Genomic DNA, 16,617 nt, shown 5'->3' on the forward strand with positions numbered 1-16,617 from the left:
GCCGTGCGCACGGCCGACGGGCCCGGAGGCATCCCGCCTCCGGGCCCGTCGCCGTACCGGTCGCGCCGTCAGTCCTCGCGCGGGTAGCTGGCGATGACCTCGCCGCGGACGGTGGCGCGGAGGTAGCCGCCGCCGTAGTCGTCGGCGAGGTAGACGAGCATCGCGGGCTCGGTGTCGAAGACCGTGGAGGCGGGCTCGATCACGAGGTAGCGGCTGGTGGGGTCGGGCACGTTGAGGGTGCGTTCGGCTTTCGCGAACAGCTTGGGCACGGCGTCCCAGTCGTACTTCTTCAGGTCGACGGGGACGACGCCGTTCCCGGCGCTGCCGCCGGGCCCCTGCTTCACGGCGACGTCGCCGCCCCGGTACATGTAGCTGTCCTGGCTCTTGGTCTTGCCCGGGACGAGCGCGTTGGCCATGGCGTACTCGGGGTAGACCACGAGGCGCGTGACCTTGCTGCCGCCCATGACGGCGGTCAGCGCGTCCTGGGTGCGGCGCAGTCCGTCGGCGGTGAGCAGGTTGACCTTCTCGCCCTTCGCGTCGGTGTCCTCCCCCGAGTCCACGGGCGCGGCGTCGCCGGAGGAGGAGCCCTTCGGGCCGGGCGTACGGGTCGCGCCCGCGCCGGGGGTGGTTCCCTTGCCGCTGTCGGTGGTGTCGCCGTCGTCGGGGCGCAGGCTCCACACCAGGACGCCGGTGAACGCCATGGCGACGACCACGGAGAGCACCGGCAGGACGCGCCCGCGGCGGGGCCGCCGGCCGCCGGGGGTGACCGTCGCGACGACCGGCGACGGCGCGGGCGTCGGCAGGTCCGGGGCGAGCGCCGGGGGCGAGAGGGAGTAGGACGTCGGGGAGCCCTGCGCGGGGCGGGCGGCGGCGGGCGGGCCGTAGGCGCCGGGCGGGGTGGCCGCCGGGGGCGTGTAGGGCGTGGCGGGTGGTCCGAAGGTCCCGGCGGGCGGCCCGTCGGCGTACGGGTGCGGGGCGCTCGGGGCGGGGTGGGCGTCGGTGACGGCGGCGAGCATCCGGTCGAGGGTGTCGGCGTCGGGGCGGGCGAGCGGGTCGCGTACCAGGACGGCGGCCAGGACCGGGGTGAGCGGGCCGGAGCGGACGGGCGGCGGCACGTCCTCGGCGAGGACGGCGGCGAGGGTGGCGAGGGTGGAGCCGCGGCGCATCGGGTGGTGGCCCTCCACGGCGACGTACAGCAGCATCGCGAGGGACCAGAGGTCGGCGGCGGGGCCGCCCTCCTTGCCGGTGACGCGCTCCGGCGCCATGAAGTCGGGGGAGCCGATGACGGCGCCGGTCACGGTGAGGCCGACGGACTCGCGCAGGGCGGCGATCCCGAAGTCGGTGAGGACGGGCCGCCCGTCGGGGCGCAGCAGCACGTTGGCGGGTTTCACGTCGCGGTGCTCGATGCCGACGGCGTGCGCGGCGCGCAGCGCGGACAGCAGCTCGCGGCCGAGCCCGGCGGCCTCCCGCGGCGTCAGCGTGCCGCGGTCCAGGCGGTCCTGGAGCGAGCCGCCGGTCACCAGCTCCATCACGATCCACGGGTACGTGCGGTCGCCGCCGTCGACGATGTGGTGGATGGTGACGACGTTGGGGTGGTGGACGCGGGCGAGGGCGCGGGCCTCCCGCAGGACCCGCTCGCGGAGGGTCCGGGCGCCCTCGGGATCGTACTCGGCGAGGGCCGGGTCGGGCGGGCGGACCTCCTTGACGGCGACGTCGCGGTGGAGCGCCGTGTCGTGGGCGCGCCACACCCAGCCCATGCCTCCGGCGCCGAGCCGCTCGACGAGTTCGAAGCGCCCGTCGACGACGCGTCTGTCCGATCCCCCAGTGCTCATGAAGGGGAGCTTAGAGCCCGGACGCGCCGCCTTGTGCCCCCGGTCCGGTCCCCCGTGTGCTCCGACGCGGGCGGGTTGTGCGCCGGTCGAGGGTGCGCCGCGCGAATGGTCCGCCGCCGCACGGGCATGATGTGAGGGAGGTCACTCCCCGTGGCCGTGCCGCGACCGGCTCGGAGTGTCCGCCCTCCGCCCGCCCCCACTAAGGACAACTGGCCTTGGCTCAAACGTACCCTGAAGCGCCGTCAGCCCGACGTCCGGGCCGTTGCTGGACGATCCGTGTGGTCGGGCACCGGGACCGCACCGCGTCCGTCACCTGTTCCTCCGCGTGCGCGATGCCGCCGCGCTCGCGCGATCTGGCGGCCCTGCGCCGCTTCGCCGAGGCCCACGCCGCCGCGCACGCGCGCGCGGCGGCGGTCCGGTCCGACGCCGCCTGCTGGTGCCGTCGGCAGCGCTGCGCGTCGCACGAGGGCGCGCGGGTCACGTGCGCGGGCTCGGTGGTCCTCGTGCTGCGGCACGATCCGGCCGTGGGGCAGGTGTGGAGCCTGAGCGAGGTCTGCTCGGCGTGCGCCTCCTGCATGCCGCACACGCGGGTCATCGGCCGCCCCGCGCCGCCCGCGCCCCGCGCGGCCGGGCCGTCCGGGGAGCGTACGGGCGCCGGGGAGCGTCCGGCGGACGACCGTCCTCCGTCCGCGCCGCTCCCGGCGGTGGCGCCGCCCCGTTTCGTGCCGGGCGGGTTCAGCGCGCCCGGCGCGGGCGGCGGCGGCCCGGAGCGGGTCCGCCGGGGGGTGGGCCGCAGGCGGCGGCCGCAGACGCCCGGCGGCGTCTGAGGGGACGGGCGGGACCGGCCGGGGCTCATCGGCCGAGGTCGGGTCCCGGGACCACCCTGAACTGGCGGGGTATGCGCACCGGGAGGGAGCCCAGGGCGCGTTCCTGCGGGGGCGGCGGCGGGCGTTCGGCCCGTAACGGTTCCGGGGTGAGCCGGGTCGCCATCAGCTCCGCGATGCGGGCACCGCTGCGGCGGCCCTCCAGGTGCAGGCGGCCGACGTTGACGCGGTCGTCGGCGAGCAGGGTGAGCACGGCGGTCGGTCCGGCCGCGTAGGTGGCGACGTAGCCGTCGGCGCCGCGCACGAGCAGTTCGCGGAAGTCGCCGCGGACCGTGAGGTCGGCGATGCGGTGCCCGACGCCGAGGGCCGCCGCGGTGAGCGCGGCGAGCCCCTCCGGCTGGACGCCGGGCAGGTCCTGGGCGAGGACGAGACCGTCGACGCTCGCGGCGAGCGCCCCGGTCAGCTGGGGCACGCGCGTGCGCAGCCGGTGCAGTTCGTTCAGGACCTCGGCCTCGACGGCCATGACGGATCTCCTTTGCGGCGCGGTGGCGAAGGGCGGCACGGCGGTCACCGGTCGGCCCCCTCCCCCGGGACCCGGCGGGACGGACGGGCAGGGCGGGACGCGGCACGGCGGGACGGCGCCACCGGGAAGCGTGATGACGAGGTTACGGAAAGTGGTGGCGCCCGGGGGCCGCTTCGGCATTTTCCGCTGGAATGTGCGGCGGCCACGAGACGGCGTCGGCCTGGCAGCATCTGGGCCCGGTCGGCGCAGGCGCGCGGGCCCATGGCGTACGGGTGTACGAGCGCGCGGACGGGCCCCGCCCCGACGCGGATGGTGGGCGGGTCCCGTCCGGCTGGCTCGATTGTGCGGATGCGCCCGGCGCGCGGCCACGGGTGTGCGCCGACGCGCCGGGGTGAACGGCGCACACCCCGTGTGCGCGGACGGCGGCACCGGGCGGGAGTCCCGCCTCGCGGTCCTACGGGGGTCGCGGTCCTGAGGGAGTGGCGGTCCTACGGCAGGACGGAGTCGACGTAGCCGCCGTCGACGCGCAGGGCGCCGCCGGTGGTGGCGGAGGCGAGCGGGGTGCTGAGGTAGACGACCAGGTTGGCGATCTCCTCGGGTTCGATCAGCCGCTGGAGGAGGGACTGGGGGCGGTGTACGCGCATGAACTCGCGCTGGGCCTCGTCCCAGGGGAGGTCGTCGCCGACGAGCTGCCGGACGAAGTCCTCCACGCCCTCGGTGTGGGTGGGCCCGGCGATGACCGAGTTGACGGTGACCCCGGTACCGGCCGCCTCCTTGGCGAAGCCGCGGCTCACCGCGAGCAGCGCCGTCTTCGTCATGCCGTAGTGGATCATCTCCGCGGGGATGACGACGGCCGAGTCGCTGGCGATGTTCAGGACGCGGCCCCAGCCCTGCCCGGTCATCCGGGGCAGGTAGGCGCGGGTGAGCCGGACGGCGGCGAGGACGTTGACGTCGAAGTAGCGGCGCCACTCGTCGTCGGTGATCTCCAGCGCGGGCCGGGCGCCGAAGATGCCGAGGTTGTTGACGAGGATGTCGGCCTCGGGAAGCAGTCCGACGGCGCGGGCGGCGCCCTCCTCGGTGCTGACGTCGGCGGCAACGGCAGTGAACCGGCCGTCGGGCACCTGCTCGCGCAGGCCCCGGATGCTCCGTTCGAGGCGGTCGGCGTCGCGGCCGTTGACGCCGACGGTGGCGCCCGCGCGGGCCAGCCCGACGGCGATCGCCGCGCCGATCCCCTGCGAGGAGCCGGTGACCAGAGCGGTCCGTCCTTCGAGATCCAGTTTCATCGTGCGGTCCTCCTGCGGTGCGGTCGGCTGCGGTACGGCTGTCGTGCCGCCGGGGTGCTGCTGCCACCCTCACCCGTGCGGCGCGCGGGCGCGGCGCGGGAGCCGCCGGTCAGGTGCCCCCACGGACGCGTGACACGCCCCGGCGGTGGGAATGCGCCAAGCGACCGAAATCCACCCACCCCGGGCGCCGGGCCGGTCGCCGCAGCGGCGATACTGGCAGTCCCCGTCCCCCACGCCCGCACGAAGGGACTCATGCTCACCTCTCCGACCCCGAGCCCGACGCCGTCGACCGTGCCGTCCACCGTCTGGCTGACCCGCGGCCGCCACACCGGGCCCACCGCGCCCGACGTGCTGCGCGGGCATCTCGCCTCGCTCAAGGACGACGGGAGGCTCCAGGACTTCCTGGAGGTCCCGGAAGCCGACACCGCCGGGGAGCTGGTCCTCGAAGCCCGCTGGCAGGTGCCCGGCGACGTGACGGTGCGCGCCCGGCTGACGCTCGGCGAGTGGTCCGGGCGCGGGCAGGAGTGGACGCTGGTCGCGGAGGCGGAACAGCCCTGGGACCCGCGCTGGCCGTCCCCCGCCGCGATGTTCTGGCCCGGCGAGGCGGACTCGCCCTGGGGCCACGAGACGGCGGGCGGCGGACGCTTCCTCGACATCAGCCCGCTCCCGGCCGACGAGAAGGACCTGCGGCGGGCCCTGCGCGACGCCCAGCGGGACGGCTGGGCGATCCACGTCGTCGTGCACGAGGCGATGACGCCCGACGAACGGGGCCGCCGCCCGCTGGTCGCCCTGCTGCCCGAGGCGCTGCACCACCGGGTGGTCGAGCACCGAGCGGCGCCGCACCAACTCCGCACCGTCAACTGGGCGCTGCGCGACTTCGACGTCGAACTGCCGCGCGGCGGCGCCCTGGTGCTGCCGGGGTCGCCCGCGCCCGAGGGGTACGGGTCGGGCGACTTCTCGGTGCGCAGCGTGCTCCTCGACGGCACGCACCCGACCGAACTCCTCGACACGGTCACCCGGTTCGCCGCGCTGCCCCGCCCGCTGCCGGAGGGCGGCGCCGCCGCTCTCGGCGCGCTGCGCGACGAGTGGCGGCTGCTGACGCTGGAGGAGGAGCTGGCCCGCGAGCGGAGTCTCGTGGCCATGTACAAGGAGGCCCTGGAGGCCATGACGCAGGCCCGGGACCTGTACCGGGAGGCCGCCGAGCAGGCCCACGAGGCGCTGGCCGTGTACCGGGAGGCCGCGGCGGAGACGGGCGCCGACACCGCGCGGCAGGGGTCCGCGAAGGCCGCGAAGGCCGCCAAGCAGTCAGGGTCGCCCTTCCAGCAGTTCGGCCGGACGCTGGACCGGCTCAGGGAGACGGCGAAGGGCCTGCGGCCCGCGTCGGAGTCACCCGAGCCGCCCCGCCCGCCCGACGCGTCCGATGCGTCCGATGCGTCCGACGCCTCCGAGGGTGCCGGGCTGCCCGAGCAGCGCCAGGCCGCCGAGGGGCACGCGGAGACGACGGGACGGTAGACGTCCCGGGGACGGCAGTCGCCCCGGAGGGGACGGAAGGGTGCGCCTGGTCGGTGCGGCTGAGACCGGTCGGCCCGTCGGGCGCCTCCGCGGCGCCCTCGGCGCTCCCCCGCACCCTCAGCCGCCCCCACACACCGGCCGGGCCGGTCCCGGTGGTTCCGGAACCGGCCCGGCACGGCCGTGCGGGGGGTGCTCCACCGACGGTTCAGCGGTTCAGTCCAGCGGCCGGGCCGCCAGGGACCGCCGTACGGCCGCCCCGGTGGCCCGCGGGTGTCGGCCGCCGAGCAGGGTGACCAGCAGGGCGGCGGCCGTCGTCAGGGCGGCGGCGACGGCGAGCGGTCCCGCGATCCACGGCGGTACGAGGGTCGACTCGCTCAGCGGCAGCAGTCCCGTCACGTCCACGCGGCCCGCGGAGACCTGGGCCGCCGCGAGCACCGACGGCACCAGGACGCCCGCCACCAGCAGCGGCAGGGCCGCGCGGCGGGTCAGGCCGACGGCCAGCAGCACACAGAGCGCCGACAGGGCCACCGCCACCGCCAGGGCCGCGGTGGGGACACCGGCCCGGTGCAGCGGGACGTGGGCGAGGCCGCACAGGGCCAGCACCACCGCCGCGCCCCGCACGGTCCAGGAGGCGGCGCCTCCGGGATCGCGCCGGACGCCGCGCTCACGGTGCGCGCGGCCCGGACGCACGGAGCGTGCGGACCGGCGCGGCGCACGCGGCGGGAGGCCGTCGGCGGCGAGGGACGCCTCGTACGGGTCAGGCTCCGCGTCCGCGAGACCGTCGGCGTCCTCCGGGACGGCGGGGCCGTCCGGTGGGCCCGGGTCGGCGGCGGGGTGCGCCGGGGCGGGGCGGTGGCGGGCCAACCGCTCGACGAGTTCGACGAGTTCCTCGACCGGCCGGCGGGTGGCCGCGGCCCGGACCGCCTCGTCGCCGCAGTGCGGCTCCAGGGGCTCCCGGTACAGCAGCGTCATCAGCCGCGACACCTCCTCCACCGGGCGGTGCTCGGCGGCGGCGTGGATCATCCGGTCGGCGTGGTCGGGGCTGTACGGCGGCCGCGACAGGACGGCGACCAGCCGGGCGACGTCCTCCACCGGACGGTCGGTCCCGAGGGCGCGCAGCACGTCGGCCGCGGCCGGGCCGCCCTCCTCGGACTCTTCGAGCAGGGCGACGAGATGGGCCACGTCCGCCAGCGGCCGGTGGGCCGCGGCGGTGTGAAGCAGGCCCTCGACGGGGTCGGGGTAGCCGACGCCGTCCCCCGCGTCCGGGGACGCGGGACCGGGCTCCGCGGCGGGGCCGGCGGAGGGGGAGGGGGACGGAGGAGTGGGGGGCGTGACGGCACCGTCCGTGACGGACCGCGTGGAGCGGGTGATCATGCTGTGCTCTCTCTGACGGATGCGGTCGCTGCTGCAACCCCCGAGAGGCGAACGCGACGTGACTCATTCGTAGGGGCGGCCGGAGGCATCCGCCACTCGGGGGAGGCAGCCGTGTGACATCCCTCACCGGACACTTCTGCCGGGCCGCGCGATATTTCGGCCCGAAACGGGAATCCGGCAGCCGAGAACGGGGAAATCGACAAGCGGGGAGACCTGCGGACGGCGCGGCGGGACCGCGCCCAGGGAGGGGCCGTGGACACGAGCACCACGCTCGTCACCGTCGCCGTCGTCGTGGCGGTGGTTCTGCTCGCCGTGGCGGCGTTCCTGCTGGTCCGCCTCGTCCGGACCCGGCGCGCGCTGAAGCGGGCGGGCCTGCCCACCGGGTCGAAGTGGGTCTTCTGGGGTGCCGTCGCGTACCTCGTCCTGCCGACCGATCTGGTGCCCGACCCGGTCTATCTCGATGACATCGGTGTCCTGCTGCTCGCCCTGCGCTCGATGCGGCGGGTTCCCGAGCGCACCGACATCGCCAACTGACCTTTCTCAAAGACGTTTTCGCCCCGTACGAGGCCCATCGCCCCTGCTCAGCCCAGTGTGCCGCGCCCCACCCCCGCGTTGATCACGGAGAGTAAGGAAACCAACCACCCGTTCGATTCGTATAAGTAGCTGAAGGTGGCACCAAAGCAGCGGGCCCGAGTGACGTCGCACAGCGGCACCGCGTGATCGAGGCAGTACCGACGAGGGAGAGACGATGCAACCGTTCGCACTCAACTACGCACGCCCGGCGGCGGAGTTGGAGTTCGCCACGCCATACGCCTACGACCCAGGACTGCAGTTGAACGTGCTCTTCGACGGCCGGATCGCCGCCCGCGACCATGCTCTGCTCAGAGAACTCGGGACGACGACGTCGACCGCGGGGTCCAAGACCCACTTCGACGACTGACGCAGGGTCAGCGATCATGACCGTGCTCATTCTCACCTGCGCCGAGGACGTCACGGCGGACATGGTGGTCGTCCACCTGAACGCCGCGGGGGTCCCCGTCGTCCGGCTCGACCCCGCCGACCTCACCGGCGGCGTGGCCCTCTCCGCGGAGTACGTGCACGGAGCGTTCCGGGGTCATCTCTCGTCCGCGGGGCGGCTGGTGAGCCTCGACTCGCTCCGTTCGGTGTGGGTGCGGCGGCCGGGCCCCGCGGCGGCCCGCGCGCCCGAACCGTCCGCGTGGCTCACGGAGGAGGCCTCGCAGGCGCTGTACGGGATGCTGCGGGGCAGCGAGGCCCGCTGGATGAACCATCCCGACGCCTCGCTCCGGGCCCGGCACAAGCCCTGGCAGCTGCGGCTCGCCCAGCGCAGCGGGCTGCCGGTCCCGGCCACGCTCATCACCACGTTCCCGCAGGCCGCGCGGGACTTCGCCGAGCGGTACCCGGACCTGGTGGTCAAGCCGGTGTCCGGGGCGCATCCGCAGGACCCGCCACGGGCGGTGCCCACCACCCGGGTGCCGCCGGGCGCCGACTTCGCGGCCGTGGCGTACGGCCCGACGCTGCTCCAGCGGCGGATCGCCAAGCGGGCCGACATCCGGCTGACCGCCGTGGGGGAACGGCTGCTGGCGGCGCGCAAGGAGACGGCCGGGGAGGGTGATCCGGAGGTGGTGGACGTCCGGTTCGCGCCCTCACCGCACCCCTGGCGGCCGGTGGAGGTCCCGCCCCGGCTCGCGGACGCCGTCCGCACCTATCTCAAGGGGGCCGAACTGGCGTACGGCGCCTTCGACTTCGCGGAGGACGCGGACGGCACGTGGTGGTTCCTGGAGTGCAACCAGTCGGGCCAGTTCGGCTTCGTCGAGGTGGACACCGGGCAGCCGATCGCCCGCACCATCGCGGAGTGGCTGGCCGGCTCCCCCGCCGGGCGGGAGAGCCGGCCCGTCGACCGCTGCGGCTCCAAGACCCCTTAGACCGATCCCTCAGTCCTCAGACCGGTTCCTCAGATCGACCCCTCAGGGCGTGCCCGTCGTGGGCGCGGGCCGGGGACCGGGGAGCCGTGGCCCCGCGGTCTCAGACCGCCAGGGGAAGTTCGTTCCCGCCGTCCTGCCGCGACGGCATCTCCCGGCGCGGCGCGGGCGTCCGGCCGGAGCCGAGCGCGGCGGCGAGCAGGGTGTCCGCGGCGGCGACCGCCTCGCGGACGTCGGACGTGCCCATGAGGACGCACAGGGTGTAGGTGACGTCCTCCAGTTCGCGCGCCGCGAGCGGGCTCTCCCCCTCCGCCTGCGCGATCTTCAGCGTCGCGTAGCGGGTCAGCAGCGTTCTGACGGCCTTCGGGTCCGGAACGATCACGAGCGCCCCTCTCTCCATGTGGTGTGCTGCGTGTGCCCGGACCCGGGCGTTTCATGCGTAGGGCACGGACATCTCACTCTTCGGTGGCGAAAACTCGCCGTTCGGTGACCGAAGGGCCGGAGGAGGCGAAGGGGGCGGAGGGCGCCGAGAGATCGGAGGGGGTCTCAGGCCACCTGCCCGCCGTGCACGGCGGTGTAGGCGCCGCCCCCGGCGAGGAGTTCCTTGTGGGTGCCGGTCTCCAGGACGCGGCCCTCGCCCATGACGACGATCCGGTCGGCGCCCCGCACGGTCGACAGGCGATGGGCCACCACGAAGGTGGTGCGGCCTCGCAGCAGCCGGGCCAGGGCTTCCTGGACCAGCGCCTCGGAGCGGGTGTCGAGCGCGGACGTCGCCTCGTCGAGGATCAGCACCCGCGGGTCCCTGATCAGGGCGCGGGCGATGGCGAGCCGCTGTTTCTGCCCGCCGGACAGCCGGGCGCCGCGCTCCCCCACCAGGGTGTCCAGGCCCTGGGGCAGCCGCTCGACGAACTCCAGCGCGTTGGCGTCCCGCAGGGCGGCGCGGACCGCGTCGTCGTCGGCCTCGTCCTCCATGCCGTAGGCCACGTTCTCCCGGACCGTGCCGTCGAAGAGGATCGACTCCTGCGGGACCACCGAGACGAACCGCCGGTAGGTGCGCAGGTCGAGGGAGTTCATGTCGGTGCCGTCCAGCAGCAGCCGTCCGGAGGTCGGCCGGATGAAGCCGATGACGAGGTTGAGGACCGTCGACTTGCCCGCGCCGGACGCGCCGACCAGGGCGACGGTCTCGCCGGGCGCCACGTACAGGGTGACGTCGCGCACGGCGGGCCGCCCGCCGCCCCCGCCCTCACCGTCGGCCCCGGCTTCGCCCTCGTAGGCGAGGGTGACGTGCTCGAAGGTCACCGCGCCGCGCAGCGAGGTGAGTTCGGCCTTGCCCTCGTTGTCCTCCAGTTCGGGCGCCTGGAGCACTTCGCCGACCGAACGGACCGACTCCAGGCCCTTGGTGATGACGGGGGCGAGGCTGGTGAGGGTGGTGGTCGAGTTGGTGAGCGTGGTGAGGAACGCGCTCAGCATGACGACGTCGCCGGGGGTGACGCCCCAGACGCCGTGGTACGAGACGAGCGCGGCGCCCGCGAGGACGAGGACGCCGACGACGTTGAGGACGACCCAGGCGAGGGCGCCGAAGCGGCCGTTGACGAGGTCGAGGCGGAGTCCGGAGGTGAGCAGGCGGCTCAGGGTGCCGTCCATGCGGCGCAGCGCCTTGCCCTCCAGGCCGTGCGCGCGGGTGACCGGGATCAGCCGGGTCATCTCCGTGACGCGGGAGGAGAGGGCCTCGACCTCGTGCCGGAAGTCCTCGTTGTGGGTGCGCAGCCGGGCGCGGAGCCGGGCCACGACGAAGGCGGCGGCGGGCACCACGACGAGGAAGACCGGCACGAACTCGGGGGTGCGGACGGCGATGATGACGAGTCCGCCGGTGAGGACGGTGAGCGCGCCGAGCCCGTTCTCCGCGGTCTGCTGCACCATCTGTTCGACGGCCTCGACGTCCCGCACCACCTTGGCCTGGAGCACCCCGGCGCTGACCCGTGCGTGGTAGCCGATGGAAAGCTGCTGCATGCGTGTGCAGAGCGCGGAGCGCAGGGTGGTGCCCATGCGGCGGACGCTGCCGTACAGGAGGCGGACGTACAGCACGTGCAGGGGGTAGTTGATGAGCAGGACGAAGAGGATGAGGCCGGTGCTGGTCCAGAGGTCGGCGATCGGCCGGTGCTGGACGACGGTGTCGATGATGGACGCGGTGATCAGCGGCAGCAGCCAGACGGGGCTGTGCTTCACGGTGAAGACGAGGACCGCCCCGGCCAGCCGGTGCCGGTCGGCGCGGAAGAGGTAGGCGAGGGTGCGGACCGGGTGTTCGCCCCGGTAGCGGTGGTCGAGGGGACGGTCGAACGACGACGCCATCGGCGGAGCCCTCCCCAGGGTGCGGACGCGGTCGGTGGCGGGCCCCGTGCCGGACGCCGGTGCGCCGGGAGGTGGTCGCGGCGCACCGGACGGGTTCCAGGGTGGGGCCGGGGGCCGTCGGGGGTCCAACGCGATTATCCGAACGGATTCAGCAGCACGGCCGCTGAATCGGCCGGTGGCCGGTCTCGTGCGGGTCGCCGTCGGCAGCGGGCGGCGGCCGGGTCAGGCTGGGGGGAGCGCCGCCGCCCGGTGGCCGACCGGAAGGAGCACCGGCATGCCCGACCCCGCCGACCGCCCGCAGCCCCCGTCCCCGTCCCCCTCCCCCGCGCCCCACGACCGTGGCGCGCTCGTCGCCCCCGTGCTGCGGCGGGCCGTCGCCGAGGGGCTGCTCGGCGCGGACCGGCCGTCGGCGGGGTTCGTGGACGTGGCGGGCGTGCGTGACAGCGTCGCCGGGCTGCGCGCGGCCTTCGCCCATGTCCCGGACGTGCTGCACACGTTCGCCGCCAAGGCCTGCGCGCTGGTGCCGGTGCTGCGGCTGCTCGCGGGGAGCGGGATGGGCTGCGAGGTCGCCGGTCCGGGCGAGCTGCGGCTGGCGCTGGACGCCGGGTTCGCGCCGGAGCGGATCGTGCTGGACTCCCCCGCCAAGACCCGGACCGAACTGGCGCAGGCCCTCGCGCTGGGGGTCGCGGTCAACGCCGACAACCTGGCCGAGCTGGAGCGGGTGGACGCGCTGCGCCCGCCCGGCAGCGCCTCGGTGCTCGGGCTGCGGGTCAATCCGCAGGTCGGCGGGGGCGCGATCGGGCCTATGAGCACCGCGACGGCGCACTCCAAGTTCGGGGTGGCGCTGCGCGACCCGGGCGCCCGCGAGCGGGTGGTGGAGGCGTTCGTACGGCGGCCTTGGCTGACGCGGCTGCACGCGCACGTCGGCTCGCAGGGCTGCCCGCTGCCGCTGATCGCGGAGGGGCTGGCGGCCCTGCACGACCTGGCCGTGGAGATCGACGCGCGGGCCGGGCGGCGCCAGGTGACCAGCCTGGACCTGGGCGGCGGGCTCCCGGTGAACTTCGCCGACGACACCGTGACGCCGACGTACGGCGACTACGTGGCGGCGCTCGCCGCGGCGCGGCCCGAACTGCTGGACGGCCGCTACGGGCTGGTCACCGAGTTCGGCCGGTCCCTGCTCGCCAAGAACGGCTTCCTCGCGGCGCGCGTCGAGTACGTCAAGGACGCCGGGGGCCGCCGGATCGCCCTCACCCACGCGGGCGGGCACCTCGCGACCCGGACGGTGTTCATGCCGGAGTCCTGGCCGCTGCGGGTCTCGGCGTACGGGCCCGACGGCACGCCGAAGGAGACGGCGCCGCTGCGGCAGGACGTCGCAGGGCCGCTCTGCTTCGCCGGGGACGTGGTGGCGCACGACCGGGCGCTGCCGGAGCTGGCGGAGGGCGACTGGGTCGTCCTGCACGACACGGGCGCGTACTACTTCTCGGCGCCGTGGGCCTACAACAGCGTGCCCCGGCCGGGTGTGTACGGCTTTCTGCGCGGCGGGGAGACGGCGGACACGGGGACGGTGGCCGTGGGGAAGGCGGACGGGGAGGTGGACGGGACGGTGGTGTTCGCGCCGGTGCGGGCGCCGCAGTCGCTGCGGGAGGTCGCCGCGGAGAGCGGTCTCGCGCACGCGGACGCCCTCCTCACGGGTTTCACGGCACCTTCACGGACCTGACCGGTCGGCGCGGGCATCAACGGTCGCCTGCTGAGCACTCGGGGGCCACCGCCTGCCGAGGGGATCTCACCGTGCTGTGGACCGCCGTACTCCTGCTTCCGTCGCTGACCGTGCTGCTGGTGCTGATGGACCGGATGGAGGAGGGGTTGTCCGCCCCGGCCGCCGACCGGCCCCGGCACGCGGGCCGCCGCAGGCATCTGCGCCTGGTGCGCGGCATCACCGGGGAGCCGGAGGCCGCTCCGGCCGGGGACTCCGCGCGGCACGCCGCCTGAGGGCGCTGCCCCGCTCCGGAGAGGCGCGGGGCCCCGGGGAAGCCAGGGGGAGGCGCCCCCGGCGTGCGCCGTCGCGCCGTACGTGTGCGAGGCTCGCCTCCGGGACGGCGTCACGGGAGACGCCGGACGTCACCTCCCGGCACAGCCCCGGTCAGCGTGGGCGAGGCCCGGAGAACCCCGTAGAACCCCGGTAGAACCCGGAGAACCCCGGCAACAGGGAGAGTCAGCGACATGCGCATCGGTCTGCTCGGCACCGGCCCCTGGGCGCGGCTGGTCCACGCCCCCGTCCTGAGCGCCCACGAGGGCGTCGACCTGGTCGGCGTGTGGGGCAGGCGCCCCGAGGCGGCGAAGGAACTGGCCGATCTGCACGGCACACGTGCCTACGACGACGTGGACGCGCTGATCGCCGACGTCGACGCGGTGGCGGTGGCGCTGCCGCCGGACGTCCAGGCGGAGCTGGCGGTGCGGGCCGCCGGGGCGGGGCGTCATCTGCTGCTCGACAAGCCGCTCGCGGCGACCGTGGCGGGCGCCCGGGACGTGGTGCGGGCGGTGCGGAAGGCGCGGGTCGCGTCCGTGGTCTTCTTCACCACCCGGTTCCTGCCGGAGCCCGCGGCCTGGATCGACGAACAGGCGGGCGCGGGCGGCTGGTTCACCGGTCACGCGCAGTGGGTGGGCTCGGTGTTCGCGAGCGAGGACCACATGTTCGCCACGCCGTGGCGGCGGGAGAAGGGCGCCCTGTGGGACGTCGGCCCGCACGCGCTGTCGGTGCTGCTGCCCGTCCTGGGCGACGTGCGCCGGGTGGCCGCCGCGGCGCCGGGTCCCGGGGACACCACGCACCTGGTCCTGGAGCACGCCGGGGGTGCGTCGAGCACCCTCACGCTGAGCCTGACGGCGCCGCCCGAGGCGGCCGGTCAGGCGGTGGAGCTGCGGGGCGAGGCCGGGGTCATACGGCTGCCGGAGAGTGCTTCCGACGCGGCCGTGGCGCTCGGCCGGGCCGCGGACGCGCTGGGCGCCGCGGCCCGGGACGGGCGTCCCCACGGCTGTGACGCCGCGTTCGGCCTGCGGGTCACCGAGATCCTCGCGGAGGCGGAAGCCGTACTGGCGAGGGTGCCGGGCGCCGCCGGCTGAGGAGCCGGGGCACGCGGGTGGCGGGGTGACCGGGGGTGACGGTCTGCCAGGTGTGCCGGTCGGTCGGTGATGACGGACCGTCAGGCCTGACAGGCGTCTACCTGACGGTCCGTCAGGCGTGCCGGTGCGAGCGGCGGTTGCCGGTGACGGCGCGGTAGAGGATGAGGAGGATCAGCGAGCCCGCGATGGCCGCGATCCAGGTCGACAGGTCGAAGAACCCGTCGATCGAGTCGACGCCGAAGATCACCTTGCCGAGCCAGCCGCCGAGCAGACCACCGGCGACGCCGATGAGCATGGTGATGATGATGCCGCCCGGGTCCTTGCCCGGCAGCAGCAGCTTGGCGATCGCTCCGGCGAGCAGCCCTATCAGAATCCACGCGATGATGCCCACGGTTCTCCCCTTTCCGTCGGAAAATCTGTACGTCTTCCGGATGCACGGGAAGCGCCGTCGCAAACCTGCGGGGGACGGCCCACTTCGACGGGACGTTCCGGGCGGGTCACGTGCGGTCGCGTGGGGCGGTCTCAGTCCTCGGCGAAAAGCTCGTCGTTCCACCGGAACCAGGCGCGGTCGTCCTCGATGTGGAGCAGGAACTCGGCCACCGGGCCGTCCGGGGCGACGAGTTCGACGGTTTCCCCGATCCGCGCGTACACGGCCCGATCCGCGCGTACACGGCCTCCAACTCCTCGGCGTGGGCGGCGGCGCCGCGGGTGGGACGGTCACACGGCAGGGGGGCTCCCGGCCGTGGGGCCACCGGCTTTCCCCGGTCCGGCGGGCCCCGTCGCGGGGGCCGCGCCGCCGCCCTCGGCGTCGATGTGCGGCAGGACGCGGTCCAGCCAGCGCGGCGTCCACCAGGCGTGGCGGCCGAGGAGGGTCATCACGGCGGGCACCATGAGGAGGCGGACCACGGTGGCGTCGATGAGGACGCTCACCGCGAGGCCGAGTCCCAGCATCTTCACGACGATGTTGTCGCTGATGATGAACGCCGCGAAGACGCTCACCATGATCAGCGCGGCGCAGGTGATGACCCGCGCGGTGATCTCCAGGGCGTGGGCGACGGAGTCCTCGGCGTTGCCCGTGCGCAGCCAGGCCTCGTGGACGCGGGACAGCAGGAAGATCTCGTAGTCCATGCTGAGGCCGAAGATGATCGCGAACATCATCATCGGGACGTAGCTCTCGATGGGCACCGTGCCGGAGACGCCGAGCGCGGGGCCGCCCCAGCCCCACTGGAAGACGGCGACGACGACGCCGTACGAGGCCGTGATGGACAGGACGTTGAGGACGGCGGCCTTGACGGCGACGAGGAGGCCGCGGAAGACGGCCAGGATGATCAGGAACGCGAGCGCGACGACCACGCCGATGATCAGCGGCAGCCGGCTCGCCACGATGTCGCGGAAGTCGACCTGGGCGGCGGTGGTGCCGGTGACGTAGCCCTTGGCGTCGGTGCCGGAGACGGCGGCGGGGAGGGTGTCGTGGATCAGGCGGTTGGTGAGGTCGGTGGTGGTGGCGCTCTGCGGGGACTTCGTGGAGTAGACGGTGCCGATCAGCACGTCGCCGTCGGAGGTGGCGGTGAGCGGGGTGACGGTGGCGGCGTCGGGGACGGCGTTCAGCGTCTTCTGCGCCTGCGAGGAGAGGTCGGAGCGCTGGTCGGAGGGGACGGACGTCTGGTCGATGACGACGGTGAGGGGCCCGTTGGAGCCGGGGCCGAAGGCGTCGGTCATCAGGTCGTAGGCGCGCCGGTCGGTGAAGGACGTGGGGTCGGCGCCGTCGCCGATGTGCCCGAGCTGGATGGAGAACACCGGGATGGCGAGGACCGCGATCGTGGCGACGCCCGCGGCGAGGTAGCTCCACGGGCGGCGCTCGAC

Annotated in this window: 17 protein-coding genes; 8 read left to right on the top strand and 9 right to left on the bottom strand. The window is 74.9% G+C overall.

Annotation, left to right across the window (positions count from 1 at the left end):
* Positions 1–68 precede the first annotated feature (68 nt).
* Positions 69–1,832, bottom strand: coding sequence for a protein kinase (locus tag ACIQPQ_RS34130; RefSeq protein ID WP_401311874.1), 1,764 nt, complete (start codon positions 1,830–1,832; stop codon positions 69–71).
* Between the two features lie 278 nt (positions 1,833–2,110).
* Between ACIQPQ_RS34130 and ACIQPQ_RS34135 the strand changes: the two genes are divergently transcribed.
* A complete protein-coding gene (locus ACIQPQ_RS34135) occupies positions 2,111–2,659 on the top strand; it encodes a hypothetical protein (protein WP_401311877.1) in 549 nt (182 codons plus the stop codon).
* A 25-nt stretch (positions 2,660–2,684) separates the two neighbouring features.
* Here ACIQPQ_RS34135 and ACIQPQ_RS34140 read toward each other — a convergent pair whose 3' ends face one another.
* Positions 2,685–3,179: a roadblock/LC7 domain-containing protein gene (locus ACIQPQ_RS34140; protein ID WP_383778878.1), complete on the bottom strand. Its 495-nt coding sequence runs from the start codon at positions 3,177–3,179 to the stop codon at positions 2,685–2,687.
* 488 nt (positions 3,180–3,667) lie between these two features.
* Positions 3,668–4,462: an SDR family NAD(P)-dependent oxidoreductase gene (locus ACIQPQ_RS34145; protein WP_401311879.1), complete on the bottom strand. Its 795-nt coding sequence runs from the start codon at positions 4,460–4,462 to the stop codon at positions 3,668–3,670.
* Between the two features lie 252 nt (positions 4,463–4,714).
* Between ACIQPQ_RS34145 and ACIQPQ_RS34150 the strand changes: the two genes are divergently transcribed.
* Positions 4,715–5,974, top strand: coding sequence for a hypothetical protein (locus tag ACIQPQ_RS34150; RefSeq protein ID WP_401311882.1), 1,260 nt, complete (start codon positions 4,715–4,717; stop codon positions 5,972–5,974).
* Between the two features lie 213 nt (positions 5,975–6,187).
* On the opposite strand, the gene ACIQPQ_RS34155 is transcribed toward ACIQPQ_RS34150, so the two are convergent.
* Positions 6,188–7,348 carry a hypothetical protein gene (locus ACIQPQ_RS34155; RefSeq protein ID WP_401311884.1) on the bottom strand — a complete coding sequence of 387 codons (1,161 nt, stop codon included), beginning with the start codon at positions 7,346–7,348 and terminating at the stop codon, positions 6,188–6,190.
* 252 nt (positions 7,349–7,600) lie between these two features.
* Here ACIQPQ_RS34155 and ACIQPQ_RS34160 point away from each other — a divergent pair, with 252 nt between their 5' ends.
* The 3 genes from ACIQPQ_RS34160 to tgmB all read left to right on the top strand — a co-directional run bounded on the left by ACIQPQ_RS34160 (position 7,601) and on the right by tgmB (position 9,291).
* Positions 7,601–7,882 carry a YkvA family protein gene (locus ACIQPQ_RS34160; RefSeq protein ID WP_383778871.1) on the top strand — a complete coding sequence of 94 codons (282 nt, stop codon included), beginning with the start codon at positions 7,601–7,603 and terminating at the stop codon, positions 7,880–7,882.
* Between the two features lie 214 nt (positions 7,883–8,096).
* Positions 8,097–8,288 carry a putative ATP-grasp-modified RiPP gene (gene tgmA, locus ACIQPQ_RS34165; protein ID WP_383778869.1) on the top strand — a complete coding sequence of 64 codons (192 nt, stop codon included), beginning with the start codon at positions 8,097–8,099 and terminating at the stop codon, positions 8,286–8,288.
* Between the two features lie 16 nt (positions 8,289–8,304).
* On the top strand, positions 8,305–9,291 hold the full coding sequence (tgmB, locus tag ACIQPQ_RS34170; protein ID WP_401311888.1) for an ATP-grasp ribosomal peptide maturase: 987 nt from the start codon (positions 8,305–8,307) through the stop codon (positions 9,289–9,291).
* 100 nt (positions 9,292–9,391) lie between these two features.
* Here the strand turns inward: tgmB and ACIQPQ_RS34175 are convergent, their stop codons facing one another.
* Positions 9,392–9,670 (bottom strand): DUF5133 domain-containing protein, encoded by a 279-nt coding sequence (locus tag ACIQPQ_RS34175; RefSeq protein ID WP_401311891.1) that lies wholly within the window; start codon positions 9,668–9,670, stop codon positions 9,392–9,394.
* A 164-nt stretch (positions 9,671–9,834) separates the two neighbouring features.
* Positions 9,835–11,637 (bottom strand): ABC transporter ATP-binding protein, encoded by a 1,803-nt coding sequence (locus ACIQPQ_RS34180; RefSeq protein WP_401311894.1) that lies wholly within the window; start codon positions 11,635–11,637, stop codon positions 9,835–9,837.
* 274 nt (positions 11,638–11,911) lie between these two features.
* Here ACIQPQ_RS34180 and ACIQPQ_RS34185 point away from each other — a divergent pair, with 274 nt between their 5' ends.
* The 3 genes from ACIQPQ_RS34185 to ACIQPQ_RS34195 all read left to right on the top strand — a co-directional run bounded on the left by ACIQPQ_RS34185 (position 11,912) and on the right by ACIQPQ_RS34195 (position 14,754).
* On the top strand, positions 11,912–13,354 hold the full coding sequence (locus ACIQPQ_RS34185) for a diaminopimelate decarboxylase (RefSeq protein ID WP_401311897.1): 1,443 nt from the start codon (positions 11,912–11,914) through the stop codon (positions 13,352–13,354).
* Between the two features lie 71 nt (positions 13,355–13,425).
* On the top strand, positions 13,426–13,626 hold the full coding sequence (locus ACIQPQ_RS34190; protein WP_401311899.1) for a hypothetical protein: 201 nt from the start codon (positions 13,426–13,428) through the stop codon (positions 13,624–13,626).
* A 231-nt stretch (positions 13,627–13,857) separates the two neighbouring features.
* A complete protein-coding gene (locus ACIQPQ_RS34195) occupies positions 13,858–14,754 on the top strand; it encodes a Gfo/Idh/MocA family protein (RefSeq protein WP_401311902.1) in 897 nt (298 codons plus the stop codon).
* A 112-nt stretch (positions 14,755–14,866) separates the two neighbouring features.
* On the opposite strand, the gene ACIQPQ_RS34200 is transcribed toward ACIQPQ_RS34195, so the two are convergent.
* The 3 genes from ACIQPQ_RS34200 to ACIQPQ_RS34210 all read right to left on the bottom strand — a co-directional run bounded on the left by ACIQPQ_RS34200 (position 14,867) and on the right by ACIQPQ_RS34210 (position 16,473).
* The gene (locus ACIQPQ_RS34200; protein ID WP_401311905.1) at positions 14,867–15,145 is read right to left on the bottom strand and encodes a GlsB/YeaQ/YmgE family stress response membrane protein; all 279 of its coding nucleotides are present in this window, start codon (positions 15,143–15,145) and stop codon (positions 14,867–14,869) included.
* Between the two features lie 131 nt (positions 15,146–15,276).
* On the bottom strand, positions 15,277–15,405 hold the full coding sequence (locus tag ACIQPQ_RS34205) for a hypothetical protein (protein WP_401312226.1): 129 nt from the start codon (positions 15,403–15,405) through the stop codon (positions 15,277–15,279).
* Positions 15,406–15,471: 66 nt separating this feature from the next.
* Positions 15,472–16,473: an MMPL family transporter gene (locus ACIQPQ_RS34210; protein WP_401312221.1), complete on the bottom strand. Its 1,002-nt coding sequence runs from the start codon at positions 16,471–16,473 to the stop codon at positions 15,472–15,474.
* Between the last annotated feature and the right edge of the window lie 144 nt (positions 16,474–16,617).

Origin of the sequence: Streptomyces sp. NPDC091281 (genome assembly GCF_044757425.1) — a bacterium.
GTDB lineage: Bacteria > Actinomycetota > Actinomycetes > Streptomycetales > Streptomycetaceae > Streptomyces.

Bases quoted from the DNA above. Each gene is read 5' to 3' on its own strand.
- ACIQPQ_RS34130 (WP_401311874.1), bottom strand. From the start codon at position 1,832: ATGAGCACTGGGGGATCGGACAGACGCGTCGTCGACGGGCGCTTCGAA.
- ACIQPQ_RS34140 (WP_383778878.1), bottom strand. From the start codon at position 3,179: ATGGCCGTCGAGGCCGAGGTCCTGAACGAACTGCACCGGCTGCGCACG.
- ACIQPQ_RS34145 (WP_401311879.1), bottom strand. From the start codon at position 4,462: ATGAAACTGGATCTCGAAGGACGGACCGCTCTGGTCACCGGCTCCTCG.
- ACIQPQ_RS34150 (WP_401311882.1), top strand. From the start codon at position 4,715: ATGCTCACCTCTCCGACCCCGAGCCCGACGCCGTCGACCGTGCCGTCC.
- ACIQPQ_RS34155 (WP_401311884.1), bottom strand. From the start codon at position 7,348: ATGATCACCCGCTCCACGCGGTCCGTCACGGACGGTGCCGTCACGCCC.
- tgmA (WP_383778869.1), top strand. From the start codon at position 8,097: ATGCAACCGTTCGCACTCAACTACGCACGCCCGGCGGCGGAGTTGGAG.
- tgmB (WP_401311888.1), top strand. From the start codon at position 8,305: ATGACCGTGCTCATTCTCACCTGCGCCGAGGACGTCACGGCGGACATG.
- ACIQPQ_RS34180 (WP_401311894.1), bottom strand. From the start codon at position 11,637: ATGGCGTCGTCGTTCGACCGTCCCCTCGACCACCGCTACCGGGGCGAA.
- ACIQPQ_RS34185 (WP_401311897.1), top strand. From the start codon at position 11,912: ATGCCCGACCCCGCCGACCGCCCGCAGCCCCCGTCCCCGTCCCCCTCC.
- ACIQPQ_RS34195 (WP_401311902.1), top strand. From the start codon at position 13,858: ATGCGCATCGGTCTGCTCGGCACCGGCCCCTGGGCGCGGCTGGTCCAC.
- ACIQPQ_RS34210 (WP_401312221.1), bottom strand. From the start codon at position 16,473: ATGACCGACGCCTTCGGCCCCGGCTCCAACGGGCCCCTCACCGTCGTC.